Origin of the sequence: Amycolatopsis sp. ATCC 39116 (assembly GCF_000231075.2) — a bacterium.
In the GTDB taxonomy this organism is placed as follows: Bacteria; Actinomycetota; Actinomycetes; order Mycobacteriales; family Pseudonocardiaceae; genus Amycolatopsis_E; species Amycolatopsis_E tucumanensis.
The window spans coordinates 1-13,105 of record NZ_AFWY03000093.1 but is presented as its reverse complement, the minus strand read 5'-3'; the positions used below and the strand labels follow the sequence as shown (position 1 = coordinate 13,105).

Below are 13,105 nucleotides of genomic sequence, written 5' to 3'. Positions count from 1 at the left end.
GCCCCCGCGGCACCAGCGCGCGTCGCGACCGCACCCACGGCCACACCACCGAGGCGGGTCGCGGCCGTGCCCGCCGCACGGCGGGTTGCCGCCGAGCGTGGCATCGACCTGGCCACCATCACCCCCACCGGGCCCGCCGCCACCATCCGGCTCGCCGACCTCCCGCCGCCGGCACCGCGGCGCAGCCGGCGCGCGGTGATCGCGCGGCGGATGTCCGCCAGCGCGCAGGTCCCCCAGTTCGTCGTCTACCGCGACCTCGACATGCCGGCGCGCGGCGACTGGACCACGGTGTTCCTGCGCGCCCTCGCCGGAGCGTTGCGGCGGCACCCCGAGCTGAACGCCGAATGGGCCGACGGCGACGTGCGACGGCACGACCACGTGGGCGTCGCGCTCGCCGTGGACACCGGGCGCGGGCTGCTCGCCCCGGTGCTGCGGGACCCGGACCTCGACGACGGGCTGGCCGAGCGCGTCCGCGACCTGGTCCGGCGCGCCCGCGCCGGGAAGCTCACGCTCGCCGAGATGTCCGGCGGCACCACCACGTTGTCCAACCTCGGCGGGTTCGGGGTGGACGCCTTCCACGCGCTGCTCAGCCCGCCGCAGGCGACGGCGCTCGCCGTCGGCCGGGTGCAGGAGAAGGTGGTCCCGGTGCCCGGCGGCATCGGCCTGTCCCTGCGGTGCACGGTCGGTCTCACGGTCGACCACCGGGTCGGCGACGGCGCGGACGCCGCCCGGTTGCTGGCCTCGGTGCAGGAGCTGCTGACGTTATGATCGGCGGGATGGATCGACGTGCTCACGCCGCCGCCGTCGTGCTGGCCAGCGGGTCCGGGACCCGGGTCGGGGCCGACGTCAACAAGGTCTACCTGCCGCTCGCCGGGCGGCGGCTGGTGTCCTGGTCGCTCGGCGCGTTCGCGCGGGTGCCCGGCATCGGCGTGCTCGTCCTGGTCACCCGGCCGCAGGACCACGAGCTCGTCGAGTGGGTGCTGGAACGCGAGGTCGACGGCGCCGAGGTCGAGGTGGTGCACGGCGGCCGCAGCAGGCAGGAGTCCGAGCTGCGCGCGTTGCGGCACCTAGCCGAACGCATCGACAGCGGCGCGGTCGACACGGTGCTCCTGCACGACGGCGCCCGTCCGCTGGCCAGCCCGGCGCTGATCGCCGGCGTGCTGCAGGCGGCGCGGCGGCACGGGGGCGCGGTGCCCGGCCTCGCGGCCGACGACATCATGGCCGTCGCGGACGGCGGGCTGGCGAACCTGCCGCGTGGCACGGCGATCCGGGCGCAGACCCCGCAGGCGTTCCACGCCCGGCCGCTGCTGGACGCCTACGAAGAGGCCGCGCGGCAGCGGTTCGAGGGCACCGACACCTCGTCGGTCATGGAGCGCTTCTCCGGGCTGCCCATCCACTGGGTCGCCGGGGAGCAGGAGAACATCAAGGTCACCTACGCACACGACCTGGTGATCGCCGAGCAGGTCCTGGCCTCGGCGAACTACCGGAGATGAGGCAGCGATGGGCACTGTCCGGCACGCGGAACTGACCTGCTCCCGGTGCGGCACGGACACCGTGCACGAGGTCGTCTACGCCGGGCGGCTCCTCGCCGAGGTCACCTGCACCGCCTGCGGGCGGACCTACGGCCGCGACGTGCGCGCCGACTACCTGGCCGACCTGCGCCAGCGGCTGGTCACCAAGCCGAAGCGCATGCTGCGCCGCCTGCGCAAGGACCCGCTGCGGTTCGCGAGCTCACTGCCGAAGACCGTGCCGGCCAAGCCGCTGGAACTGCTCTCGGAAATCCGGGTGGTGTGGCACTCCGGGAAGAACCGGCGGACGCGGGGCGAGCACTGAACCTCGTCGCGCGGGCGGGGACTCACATGCCGAGCAGCGCCGCGAACGCCTTCCGCTCGGTCACGCCGAGCTTCGCGCCCGCCCGGTAGAGGTGGCCCTCCACGGTGCGGACCGAGACGACGAGCCGGTCGGCGATCTCGCGGTTGGACAGCCCGTGCGCGGCCAGCGTGACGATCTCGCGCTCCCGATCGGTGAGCGGCAAGGGTTGCTCCGCTGACGCCAGGGCGGGTGTTCGCGCGCCTTCGCAGGCCTGGGCCAGATGGTGCGCGCGTGTGGCGGCGGCACGGGCCGCCGCCGTGCGACCGCCCCGCGTGTGCGCGGCGGCGGCTTGGGCGGCGGCGTCGGCAGCCGCCGGCTGATCCCCCATGTCCTCCAGCGCCCGGGAGACGGCGAGCAGCGCGTCGGCGTCGTCGTGGGCGAGCGCGGCGGCGTGGGTGGCGGCGGCCGCCGCCCGGGGACCGTCCACCTGGTCCGCCAGCTCGGCGAGCCGCGGTGCGGCGCCCCGGTCGCCGAAGCACACGGCGACGTGGAGCGCGTAGACCTCGAACGCGGGCTGGCCGCGCTCGGCCGCGAGGCGGGCCGCTTCCCGGGCGCCCCGGATCGCGGCGCTGACCGCTCCTTCGGCCGCCCGCACCCACGCGCGGGCGAGCAGGAGTTCGGGGTCGAACAACGCGGTCGACGGGTGCCGCTCGACCTCCGCGGCGGCCAGCGCCACCGCCGCTTGACCGGCCTCCCCCGCCATGGCCAGCGCCTGCGTCAGCGCGAGGAGGTTGCCGAAACCCGGCCCTTGCTGCCGGACCGGCCCCAGACCGGCCTCCGCCTCCCGGAGTCTGCGGATGGCCGTGCGCAACCGGCCCCGGTAGAGCGCGGCGTATCCGAGCAGCGCCACGCCGAGCAGTTGCAGCGGCCCGGGGATCTCGGTGCCCTGCCGGTACCGGGTGCGCGCGAGGTCCTCCACGCCGCGGAGGTCCCCGGCGAGCCGCAATCCCAACAGGTGCGCTTCGCACAACCCGAACGACGGAACGACCGCGTCGAACGACCGCTCGGCGGCGGCGTAGCCGGGTGCGGCGGCGGACTCCAGCTCACCGGCCCGGCCGAGTGGCCCCAGCCCGCCGACCGCCGCCCACGCCGCGAGCAGGATCGCGTGCGGCGGCAGCGGTCCGGCCGCCCGCGCCGCGGCCGCGGTCTCGATCGCCTCCCGCGATCGTCCCGCGGCCGCGTGGAAGAGCGCGCGGATCGCCAGGATCGGCGCCAGTGCCTCGGGCCGGCGGACGGCGACCTCCGCCCGGTCCAGCACGGCCTCGGCGTCGGCCGGGCGACGGCAGGAGAAGAACAGGTTCCCCGCGCGGGCCACGGCGACCACGCTGCGCTGGGAGTCGTCGGCGGCGAGCGGGGCGAGCGCGGACAACCGGGCCTCCGCCTCGTCCCCGCGGGTCAGCCAGGACAGCGCGAACCCGAGCGTCAGCCGCGCCTCGAAACCACCTCCGGCCTCGACGGCCGTCTGGGCCAGCCGGGCGGCGAGCGGGACGTCGAGCAGCGCGATGGCCCGCTGCGCGGCGAGCGTGTGCAGCCGGGGGTCCGGATCGAGGTCGGAGTCCAGGACGAGCACCGCCCGCCGCATCGTGTCGTCGGCGCGCCGGGCTCCGGTGTCCTCGATCGCCTGGGCGATCCGGCCGCGCAGCCGCCGCGCCCGTAGCACGCCCAGCGCCTCGCGGCGCACCTCGCCGTAGAGCGGGTGCGCGAGCCTGGCCTCCAGCCGGCGCCCGTCCGGTTCGACGGCGACCAAGCCCTCCGCTTCGGCCTGCTCCACGCCCGCGGCGCTGGTCAAGGCGGTGAGCAGGGGGACGCCGAGTGGCTCGCCGAGCGCGAGGACGTCCACCACGTCGCGGACCGCGCCGGACAGCCGGCCCATGCGGGTGGTCACCAGGTCGGCCAGGCCCGGCGACAGGGCGGGGTGGCCCGACCAGCGCCACACCCCGCGAACGACACGCAGGCCACCACCGGCCACCTCGCCGTCGACGAGCTGGCGCAGGTAGAGCGCGTTGCCGCGGCACAGCGTCCACAGCCGGGCCGCGCCGGCGCTGTCCACCGGGCCGCCGAGCACCGCCTCCAGCAGGGCCACGGTCTCGGCCTCCGACAGCGGCTGGACCTCCAGCCGCTCCAGGTGACCGTCCTTCCACAGCGCGGTCACCGCGTCCGGCGCCGGTTCACCGCTGCGGACCGTGAGCACCACCGTGGCGACGCGGCGCAGCACGAACTGGTGCACCAGCGACGCGGACAGCGCGTCCAGGAGATGGGCGTCGTCCACGCCCAGCACGACACCGCCACGGCCGGTCCCGGTGAGCGCCTCCGTGGCCTGGCGGAGCAGCTGGGTCGCGTCGCCGCGCACCCCGGTCAGCACGGGGGCGAACGCCCCGAGCGGCACGGCACGGGCCGACGCGGTCGCCGCGATCCACACCGTTCCGGCGTGCCGCCTGCCGGCGGCGGCCAGCGCCTCCCGTGCCAGGCGGGTCTTGCCGACCCCGGCCGCACCGGCGAGCACCACGCCGTTCCCCGCGCCGCGCCGCACCACGGCGTCGACGAACCGCAGCTCCTCAGCCCGGCCGGTCAACGGCCAGTTCAGGCCCACGACACGGGACGGTAGACGCTCACCGTCCCCGGCGTCTTCCACCCGGCGGGCGATATCCGAGTAGCGCACTACTCGTGTGCTCCGCCGGCACGGGGATCAGGCTGGGCGCGGCATGGTTCCGCGTTCCCGAAAGGAGGGACGTCATGGTTGCGGTGAACACCGAGCCCCGGTCCGGCCTGTACCTGCCGCCGGTGGCGAGGTACCTGATGGGTGCGGCCGCGGTGCTGGCCCCGCTGCTGATCGCCGCCGGCCTGGCGCTGGACCTGGACATGACCGGCACCAGCAACACCGCCATCGCGCAGCGGATCGCCGCCGACCTCGACGGCTACCCCACGCAGGCCTGGCTGGGCGCGGTGTCGGCGTTGTTGTGGGCGCCTGCCGTGCTCACGGCAGGCCGCGTGGCCCGGCGCAACTCGCCCAGGCTGGGACTGGCGGGCACGGTGCTGGCGTTCGGCACGGCGATCCCGAGCGCTCTGGACACCGAGGCGCTGGCCTACGTCGCGCTCAAGAGTGGCGTGCCGGTGCCGACCGCGGTGACCATGATGGACACGGCCGACGACATCCCGTCGGGGATTCTCGGTTTCGTCTTCTTCGCCGGGCTCGTCGGGCTGATCCTGCTCGGCGTCGCCATCCTGCGCGGCCACTCGGCGCCGCCGTGGGCGGGTGTCGCGCTGATCCTGGCCGCGGTGGCCGTGCCGGTTTCGTGGTTCTCCGGCTCCGGGATCGCGGTGCTGGTCGCCTGGCTCGTTCTCGCCGCGGGGTTCGCCGGGTGCGCGCTGGCGCTGATCACCGGCCGGGAGGCGTGATGAACGGCAAGATCCACCTGTGCGGGCCCGGTGAGGGCCTCCCCCTCGCCATGAGCGACGGGATCCACACGGTCAAAGCCGGAGCCGAACACACCGGTAGTGTGTACGAGGTGTTCGAGGTCGACGCACCCCGGGCACCCGCGGCGCCGCCGCACCGGTCGCCGTGGGCGGGGACGATGTACGTCCTCGACGGCGCGGTCACGGTGCAGGCCGATGGCGAGACCCACGACCTCGGGCCGGGCGCGGCCATCACGATCCCCGCGCAGTGCGCCTTCACCTTCGAAGTGACCACCGAGAACGCGCGGCTGCTGGCGGTCACCACAGGCGACGGCGCGGGCCGGTTCTTCGCCGACTTCGCCGCGACCGTCCCGGCGGACCGGCCCCTCGAGGAGGTCCTGCCGCGGCTGCTGGAGGTGACCCGCCGGCACGGCGTGAGCATCGCCGAACCCGGCAGCTGAGCGAGCAGTGGACAACGCCGCGAACCGATCCCGTGCGGGCGGGCGACCGTCCACACGGAACGCGGCGATCGCGCGGCTGCCGGAGGTCTACGCCCAGGCGCTGCGGCTGCGCGACGCCGGCGTTCCGCGATCACGGATCGCTGCCCGGTTGCGCGTGGAACCCCAGTCGCTGGACGCTTTGTTCGTGATCGCGGAAGCGAAGCTCGGCACGTTGCTCGACGAGGACGCATGACTCGCCAACGGCGGCGCCTCACGTCCGGCCGGGCGTGACCGCCCGCAGCCGGTGCAGCCGCAGCCCGAGCTGCAGTTCCAGGTCGTCCTCCTGGCGCCAGTCGACGCCGAGCAGCTCGCCGGCCCGGTCCAGCCGCTTCAGCAGGGTGTTGACGTGCAGGTGCAGCGCCCGCGCGGTCGCCGCGACGTTGGCGCGGTTGGCGTAGTACGCGTCGAGCGTGCCGACGAGATCGGTGCCGCGCCGGTGGTCGTAGTCCAGCAGCGGGCCTATCGTGCCCGCGACGAACCGGTCGAGGTCGCGGGCCCGTTCGGTGTCGAAAACCATGGCGTAGAGGGCGTAGCGCGCCGTGGTGGCGCCCAGGTCCGTGTGCCCCAGCGCGCGCACCACGGCGCTGCAGCGGCCGGCCAGTGAGAAGGCGCGGGCCCAGTCCTGGTTGACCGCCCGCTCCCCCACGACCGTCACCGGTGCGCCCGCCGCGCGGCGCAGGCCCCGGTGGACCTCCTCGACGGTTCGGTCGTCGTCGGCGCTGGGCAGGATCATCGTGGCCCGGCCCAGGTGCTCACCGGCCAGTCCGGCGCGGTCCCTGGCGATGTCGTGCAGGTGCCGCGACAGCTCGGTGGACGACAGCGTGGCGGAGTCGGCGACGAGGACCAGGTCCAGCCGGTCGACGTCGATGTTGCGGGCCCGGGCGCGGGTGCGCTGGGCCGCGCTGGTCCCGGGGCTGCCGACCATCAGCTCGGTCAGCAGCTCCCCGCTCAGCCGCTCGCTCGCCTCGGCGACGGCCCGTTCCTTGAGGATGAGCAGCCCCAGGATGTGGGTGGCCCGCTCCAGGGTGCGCACGTCCATGTCGTCCCGGACACCGCGGTCGCCGCCTGCCGCCCGGCTCCACGCCAGCGCGCCGAGGAAACTGTCGCCCGCCTGGATCGACGCCACGCTGTGGGCGACGCCCGCATCGTCGACCGAGGTGGTGCACCGGCCAGAGCGCTGCGCGTTCCGGAAAGCCCCGGCGAGGTCGTCCCCGGCGGAAGCACGGCACGGATCCGCCGCCGAGTCCCCCCGGACGACCGCGACGCCGGCCCGGTCGAGGAGCGTGACACTGCCGCCCAGCTGATCGGCCAGCAGCTGCACGACGTCGCCGGGCGTCCCGCCCTCCAGCACCACACCGGTGAGGGCTTCGTGGCTCGCCTGCGCCCTTTCCATGACGGCCACGTGCTCCTCGATCTTCCGGTACGCGATCCGCAGCTCCTGCAGGGCGGTCCGGCTCGCGTCGTAGAGGCGGGCGTTGTCCAGCGCGACCGCGGCGTGATCGGCGAACGCGCTCAGCAGGGCGATCTCCTCGGCCTGGAAGGACCGCTCGGACCGGTCCGCGGCGAACAGGGCGCCCACCGCCTCGCCCCGGATCACCAGCGGCACGCCGAGCAGTGCGACGAGCCCCTCGGGGCCGACCACGCGGTCGAAGTCCGGGTCGTGGGCGATGCTGGTGGCCGCGGCGTAGTCGCGCACCCAGTGCGGGCTGCGGGACGCCAGCACCTTGCCGCCCAGCCCCACGTCCGCGGGAATGGACGCGGCCAGGAACGACGCGGAGATCGTCCCCTCCGACGCCCTGGCCGACAGTCTCCCGTCCGCGCCGACCAGCGACAGGTACGTGAAGTCCGTGCCGATCAGGTCGTGGGCGTGCCGGACGATCGAGCGCAGCACCTCGTCGAGCTCGCCCAGCGCGGTGAGCGACTTGGCGGTCGCGTACAGGGACGTCAGTTCGCGCTGACGGCGCATGAGCGGGTGCGATTCGCCCGCGGGGTCGCTGGCCACAGTGCCATACCTCCTCCGCGCCAGATGGAAGAAAGAACCACCAGAACGGCGTGAGGTGTGGATGATACACACCTCAACCACCCGGCGGCAGCGCACCTAACCTGACCGCCATCACCCGTGCTCCCAACGAAGGCGGCATGTATGGCAACCCCGCTCGCGCAACCCGACGGACAGCCCGGACAGCTCGGCTCCGGCACGCCCACGGCCCCGCGCCGGTCCTTCCGCAAACTGCTGGCGGTGGGGCTCATCGGCAGCTCGATCGAGTGGTACGACTTCTTCCTGTACGGCACCGCGGCGGCGCTGGTGTTCCCCAAGGTGTTCTTCCCGCACTCCTCGGCGCTGACCGGAACCCTCCTCGCCTTCAGCACCTTCTGGGCCGGCTTCGTGGCCCGCCCCATCGGCGGGGTGCTCGCCGGGCACCTCGGCGACAAGTACGGGCGCAAACCGGTGGTGGTCACCTGCCTCGCGCTGATGGGCGCGGCGACCTTCCTGATCGGGTGCCTGCCCAGCGCGGCCAGTATCGGCGCGCTGGCCCCGACGCTGCTGGTCGTGCTGCGGTTCGTGCAGGGCCTCGCGGCGGGCGGCCAGTGGGGCGGGATCGTGCTGCTGCTCACCGAATCCGCGGGCGCGAAGCGGCGCGGATTCGCCGGGACCTTCGGGCAGACCAGCGTGCCCGTCGCGGTGATCATCTCGAACCTGATCTTCGTCGCGGCCAGCAGCCTGATGCCGGATGACGCTTTCCTCAGCTGGGGCTGGCGCATCCCGTTCCTGGTGAGCGTCGTGATGTTCGTGGTCGTCCTCTACATCCAGACCAAAGTGGAGGACACCCCGGAGTTCCGCGAGTTGCAGCAGCGGGCGTCGCGGCCCGAAAAAGCGGTGGTCCGGGCGCCGCTGGCGCAGGTGGTGCGCACCAAGTGGGGGACGATCCTGCTCGGCTGCGGGATCCTCTCGGCCACCAACAGCCTGTTCTACGTCAGCATTTCCGGCCTGCTGAGCTACGGCACCGGCTCGCTCGGGCTGGAGCGCAACCCCCTGCTCGCGGTCGTGCTGGCGAGTTCGGTGGCGATGCTGGTGACCATCCCGTGGTCCGGTCACCTCTCGGACAAGGTGGGGCGGCGGCCGTTGATCCTGATCGGCGGGCTGGGCGTCGCGGTCTGGGCCTTCCCGTACTTCTGGCTCGTCGACAGCGCGTCGCTGCCGCTGATCTTCGTCGCGGTGGTGGTGGGTTTCGTGTTCCAGTGCCTCACCTACGGCCCGATCGCGAGCTTCCTCGGCGAGCTGTTCGCGCCCAACGTCCGCTACTCCGGCGCGTCGCTGGCCTACCAGCTTTCCGCGATCATCGTCAGCGGTGGCACGCCGTTCTTCATGACCGCGCTCATCGCGCGGACCGGGAGCACCCTGCCGGTCGCCGCTTACATCGCGCTCATGGGGCTGATCACCTTCGTCAGCGCGTGGTTCCTGCCCGAGACGAACCCCGCCCAGGTCCGCGCAGATCCGCACGCCGTGCCCGGCGCGCACCTCTACCGCTGAAACGAGGACGGCATGAGAACCTCGCGTTGGACAGCCGTGCCCGCGGCCCTCGTGTTGCTGGCGACCGGATCCCCCGCGGCGACCGCCGCCCCGCCGTCGACGCCGGTGTGCGCGCCGCTGGCAGGAATGGACATCCCGGCCTCGGCGATGAGCCTGCCGACCTCCGGCGGGCGCGTGACGGCCGCGACGGTCACGACCAGCGTGGTCAGCGGCGAGACGATCGAGTACTGCCGGGTCGAGGCCGACATCTTCCCCGTCGACCCCGCCGCGCCCGCCATCAAAATGCGCGTGGCCCTGCCGTCCGGCTGGAACCACAAGGCGATCATGTTCGGCGGTGGCGGCTACAACGGCACCATCCCGGACCTGACGGCGAACGTGCCGTTCGGCCCCGCCGACCAGCCCGCGCCACTGGCCCGGCGGTACGCCACGTTCGCCAGCGACTCCGGCCACCAGCAGGGCCCGGCCGCGCTGCCGTCGCTGGACGGATCGTTCGGCGTCAACGACGAGGCGCTGCGCAACTTCGCCGCCGGTGACGCACTCAAGAAGACCCACGACGCCAGCCGGTACCTCATCCGGCAGGCCTACCGCGCGAAGCCCGCCGAGGTCTACTTCGCCGGAGGTTCCACCGGCGGCCGTGAAGCCCTCGTCGTCGCGCAACGGTGGCCGGAAGCGTTCGACGGCGTGATTTCCGCCTACCCCGCCTGGAACAACCTCGCCGAGGTCCTGTACCTGGGGCACCTGACGCAGATCCTGTCCCGGCCCGGCGCGTTTCCCGGGCCGGACAAGCAGACGCTCCTCTACACCAGCGTCATCGGCGCGTGCGACGGGCTGGACGGCGTCGCGGACGGGGTCGTGTCGAACCCGGGCGGCTGTCACTTCGACCCGCGCACGCTGCGCTGCCCGGACGGCGCGGACACCGGGCCGGGGTGCCTGTCGGATGCGCAGATCGCCGCCGTGACCGCCATGTCCACCCGGTTCGAGTGGCCGTACCGGATCGCCAGCGGCGAGACCGGCTACCCCGGCTTCCCGTTCCTCTCCGGCGCCGACATGCGCACCCCGTTCCTCGGGTTCGGCACCACCGCGCCGGCCAACCCGATGCCGCTGACCAGCGGCTACGGCATGCAGTACTGGGACCAGTGGGGCAAGTACTTCCTGACCCGCGACCCCGGCCACGACCCGCTCGCCGTGGACCCCCGCGACCCCGGGCCGTGGCTGGACCGGATCAGCAGGCTGTCGAAGATCCAGGACCGCAACGACGTGGACCTGCGCCCGTTCGCGGCGCGCGGCGGCAAGCTGATCCTGCTGCACGGCGCCGCCGACGAGCTGGTCTCGGACCGGTCGACGAGCGACTACTACCGGCGGGTGCGCGCGGAACTCGGCCCGCGGACCACGGACGGGTTCCTGCGGTACTACGTGGTGCCCGGAGCCAACCACGCGAACGCGGGCGCGCCGGCCTTCGCCGCGGGCTGGGACTCGCTGTCCGCGCTCGAACGCTGGGTCGAAAGAGGACAGTCGCCGGTGGACCCGGTCGTCACCGACACGCGCCACCAGCGCACCCGCCCCCTGTGCGAGTACCCGGAGTGGCCGGAGTACCGCGCCGGCGACCCGGACCGCGCGTCGAGCTTCGCCTGCACCCGCTGACCCCCGACACAGGAAGATCACCAATGCTCGGCTTGATGCAAGACCGTCCCCTGTCCCTGCCGCACGTGTTCCGGCGCGTCGAACGCCTCTTCGGGCACAAGACCGTCGTGTCCGGGCGGGTCGGCGGCGAGACCACGACGACCTGGGCGCAGGTGTGCGCGCGGACGCGGCGCCTGGCCGCCGCCCTCGACGCGCTCGGCGTCCCGGCCGGCGCACGGGTCGGCACGTTCGCATGGAACAGCCACCGGCACGTCGAGCTCTACCTGGCCGTGCCCTGCACCGGGCGGGTGCTGCACACGATCAACCACCGGCTGTTCGGCGAGCAGATCACCTACATCGTCAACGACGCCGCCGACGACGTGCTGTTCGTCGACCGCTCCATCCTGCCCGCCGTCTGGCCACTGGTGGGCACGTTCACCACCGTGCGGGCGGTGGTGGTGATGGACGACGGGAGCGACGCCGAAATCCCGGACGACGACCGCGTCCACGACTACGAGGAACTCCTGGCCCGGGCCGGCGACACCGCCCCCGAGTTCACTGTGGACGACGAGAACACCGCGGCCGCGTTGTGCTACACCTCGGGCACCACCGGCGATCCCAAGGGCGTGCTCTACAGCCACCGGTCGGTGGTGCTGCACGCCGCGCTGTTGCTGATGGTGGACACCTTCGGCATCAGCGAGCGGGACGTGGTGATGCCGATCGTGCCGATGTTCCACGTCAACGCGTGGGGACTGCCCTACGCGGCCATGCTGTGCGGGGCCGATCTCGTGCTGCCCGGGCCGGCGATGTCCCCGCCGGAACTGGCGGGGATGCTCGCCCGCCACCGGGTCACGTTCGGGGCCGCGGTCGCCACGATCTGGCGCGGCCTGGTGCCCCTGCTCGGCGAGCACGACTTCTCCGCGGTCCGCCAGATCGTGTCCGGCGGCGGCGCGGTCGACGAGGCGCTCACCCGCGCCTACCAGGACGCGATCGGGCTGCCGCTGACCAACGCCTGGGGGATGACCGAAACCAGCCCGGTGGTCACCACCTCCCGCATCGCCACCGTGCACGACGACTACCCGGACGAAGAACGGCGGGCGCTGCTCGCCACCCCGGGGCCCGCCGTGCCGCTGACGGAGGTCCGCATCATCGGCGAGGACGGGCGGGAGGCCCCGTGGGACGGGCAGACGCCGGGCGAACTGCAGGCCGCCGGCCCGACGATCGCCGCCGGCTACTTCGGGTCGCGCGACGGGGCGGACGCCTTCACCGCCGACGGGTGGCTGCGCACCGGGGACGTGGCGACGATCGACCGCCACGGCTACGTGCGGATCGTCGACCGCACCAAGGACCTCGTGAAGTCGGGGGGCGAGTGGATCTCCTCGGTGGAGCTGGAGAACGCGATCATGGCGCACCCCGGGGTCACCGAGGCCGCGGTGATCGGAGTGCCCGACGACAAGTGGGGCGAACGTCCGCTGGCCTGCGTGGTGCCGGCCGCCGGGGCCACGCTCACCGCCGAGGAGGTCCGGGACCACCTGCGGGGCCGCGTGGCGTCCTGGTGGCTGCCCGACGAGGTGTTCTTCTGCGACGAGATCCCCAAGACGGCGACCGGGAAGTTCGCCAAGCAACGGCTCCGGTCTCAGATCGAGACAGCTCGCGGGAGTTCCGGGTGCTACACCAACCGGGACACTGTGGCACGAAGGAGCAACGGATGATCTTCATCACGGCCAAGTTCCGCGTCAAGGACGAGCACGCCGACCGGTGGCCGGACATCGCGCGGGAGTTCACCGCGGCGACCCGCGCCGAGCCGGGGTGCCTGTGGTTCGAGTGGTCCCGCAGCCTCGACGACCCGGCCGAGTACGTTCTGGTGGAAGCGTTCCGGGACGCCGACGCCGGGGCCAGGCACGTGCGGTCCGCGCACTTCCGGGCCGCCCAGGAGACGCTTCCCCGGCACCTCGCCGCGACACCGCGGATCGTGAACACGGTCCTGGACCAGGACGACTGGTCCCCGCTCGGCGAGATGGCCGTGCGGGACTGACGTCGCCGGTGCGGCGGCGCTGAGCTCAGCATCGGCTCGACCCGGCAGCCACGCGGAACCGGCCTCACCGGCGGAAGCCGCCCCACCTCAGCATCGGCTCGACCCGGCAGCTGTGCGGAACCGGCCTCACCGGCGGAAGCCGCCCACCTCAGC

Annotated in this window: 12 protein-coding genes; 10 read left to right on the top strand and 2 right to left on the bottom strand. The window is 73.6% G+C overall.

Going from position 1 to position 13,105, the window contains the following annotated elements:
- The 3 genes from AMY39116_RS0340955 to AMY39116_RS0340945 all read left to right on the top strand — a co-directional run.
- A partial coding sequence (locus AMY39116_RS0340955) for a 2-oxo acid dehydrogenase subunit E2 (protein WP_027936679.1) occupies positions 1–768 on the top strand: 768 nt, incomplete at its 5' end.
- Entirely contained in the window at positions 765–1,493 is a 729-nt protein-coding gene (locus AMY39116_RS0340950) for a 2-C-methyl-D-erythritol 4-phosphate cytidylyltransferase (RefSeq protein ID WP_020423385.1), read from the top strand. The genes AMY39116_RS0340955 and AMY39116_RS0340950, both read left to right, overlap by 4 nt.
- Positions 1,494–1,500: 7 nt before the next feature.
- Complete coding sequence (locus AMY39116_RS0340945) at positions 1,501–1,833, top strand: hypothetical protein (protein WP_020423384.1); 333 nt, start codon at positions 1,501–1,503, stop codon at positions 1,831–1,833.
- Positions 1,834–1,855: 22 nt separating this feature from the next.
- On the opposite strand, the gene AMY39116_RS0340940 is transcribed toward AMY39116_RS0340945, so the two are convergent.
- Positions 1,856–4,462 carry a LuxR C-terminal-related transcriptional regulator gene (locus AMY39116_RS0340940; protein ID WP_020423383.1) on the bottom strand — a complete coding sequence of 869 codons (2,607 nt, stop codon included), beginning with the start codon at positions 4,460–4,462 and terminating at the stop codon, positions 1,856–1,858.
- Between the two features lie 143 nt (positions 4,463–4,605).
- On the opposite strand from AMY39116_RS0340940, the gene AMY39116_RS0340935 reads away from it, so the two are divergent.
- From AMY39116_RS0340935 to AMY39116_RS44410, 3 genes are read left to right on the top strand one after another with little or no spacing between them, the layout of a single operon-like run.
- The gene (locus AMY39116_RS0340935) at positions 4,606–5,268 is read left to right on the top strand and encodes a hypothetical protein (RefSeq protein ID WP_020423382.1); all 663 of its coding nucleotides are present in this window, start codon (positions 4,606–4,608) and stop codon (positions 5,266–5,268) included.
- The gene (locus AMY39116_RS0340930; protein WP_020423381.1) at positions 5,268–5,726 is read left to right on the top strand and encodes a cupin domain-containing protein; all 459 of its coding nucleotides are present in this window, start codon (positions 5,268–5,270) and stop codon (positions 5,724–5,726) included. The genes AMY39116_RS0340935 and AMY39116_RS0340930 overlap by 1 nt, the downstream gene beginning before the upstream one ends.
- A gap of 7 nt (positions 5,727–5,733) precedes the next feature.
- Complete coding sequence (locus tag AMY39116_RS44410; protein ID WP_020423380.1) at positions 5,734–5,958, top strand: hypothetical protein; 225 nt, start codon at positions 5,734–5,736, stop codon at positions 5,956–5,958.
- An 18-nt stretch (positions 5,959–5,976) separates the two neighbouring features.
- Here AMY39116_RS44410 and AMY39116_RS0340920 read toward each other — a convergent pair whose 3' ends face one another.
- Positions 5,977–7,767, bottom strand: coding sequence for a GAF domain-containing protein (locus AMY39116_RS0340920; protein WP_020423379.1), 1,791 nt, complete (start codon positions 7,765–7,767; stop codon positions 5,977–5,979).
- Between the two features lie 141 nt (positions 7,768–7,908).
- Here AMY39116_RS0340920 and AMY39116_RS0340915 point away from each other — a divergent pair, with 141 nt between their 5' ends.
- From AMY39116_RS0340915 to AMY39116_RS0340900, 4 genes are read left to right on the top strand one after another with little or no spacing between them, the layout of a single operon-like run.
- A complete protein-coding gene (locus AMY39116_RS0340915; protein ID WP_020423378.1) occupies positions 7,909–9,297 on the top strand; it encodes an MFS transporter in 1,389 nt (462 codons plus the stop codon).
- A 12-nt stretch (positions 9,298–9,309) separates the two neighbouring features.
- On the top strand, positions 9,310–10,938 hold the full coding sequence (locus AMY39116_RS0340910) for a tannase/feruloyl esterase family alpha/beta hydrolase (RefSeq protein WP_027936678.1): 1,629 nt from the start codon (positions 9,310–9,312) through the stop codon (positions 10,936–10,938).
- Positions 10,939–10,973: 35 nt separating this feature from the next.
- Positions 10,974–12,629 (top strand): long-chain fatty acid--CoA ligase, encoded by a 1,656-nt coding sequence (locus AMY39116_RS0340905; protein ID WP_235716328.1) that lies wholly within the window; start codon positions 10,974–10,976, stop codon positions 12,627–12,629.
- A complete protein-coding gene (locus AMY39116_RS0340900) occupies positions 12,626–12,952 on the top strand; it encodes a putative quinol monooxygenase (protein WP_020423374.1) in 327 nt (108 codons plus the stop codon). The genes AMY39116_RS0340905 and AMY39116_RS0340900 overlap by 4 nt, the downstream gene beginning before the upstream one ends.
- Positions 12,953–13,105: the final 153 nt, after the last annotated feature.

Excerpts from the sequence above, each read along its gene's own strand:
- AMY39116_RS0340945 (WP_020423384.1), top strand. The coding sequence starts at position 1,501 with ATGGGCACTGTCCGGCACGCGGAACTGACCTGCTCCCGGTGCGGCACG.
- AMY39116_RS0340900 (WP_020423374.1), top strand. The coding sequence starts at position 12,626 with ATGATCTTCATCACGGCCAAGTTCCGCGTCAAGGACGAGCACGCCGAC.
- AMY39116_RS0340950 (WP_020423385.1), top strand. The coding sequence starts at position 765 with ATGATCGGCGGGATGGATCGACGTGCTCACGCCGCCGCCGTCGTGCTG.
- AMY39116_RS0340930 (WP_020423381.1), top strand. The coding sequence starts at position 5,268 with ATGAACGGCAAGATCCACCTGTGCGGGCCCGGTGAGGGCCTCCCCCTC.
- AMY39116_RS0340915 (WP_020423378.1), top strand. The coding sequence starts at position 7,909 with ATGGCAACCCCGCTCGCGCAACCCGACGGACAGCCCGGACAGCTCGGC.
- AMY39116_RS0340905 (WP_235716328.1), top strand. The coding sequence starts at position 10,974 with ATGCAAGACCGTCCCCTGTCCCTGCCGCACGTGTTCCGGCGCGTCGAA.
- AMY39116_RS0340910 (WP_027936678.1), top strand. The coding sequence starts at position 9,310 with ATGAGAACCTCGCGTTGGACAGCCGTGCCCGCGGCCCTCGTGTTGCTG.
- AMY39116_RS0340935 (WP_020423382.1), top strand. The coding sequence starts at position 4,606 with ATGGTTGCGGTGAACACCGAGCCCCGGTCCGGCCTGTACCTGCCGCCG.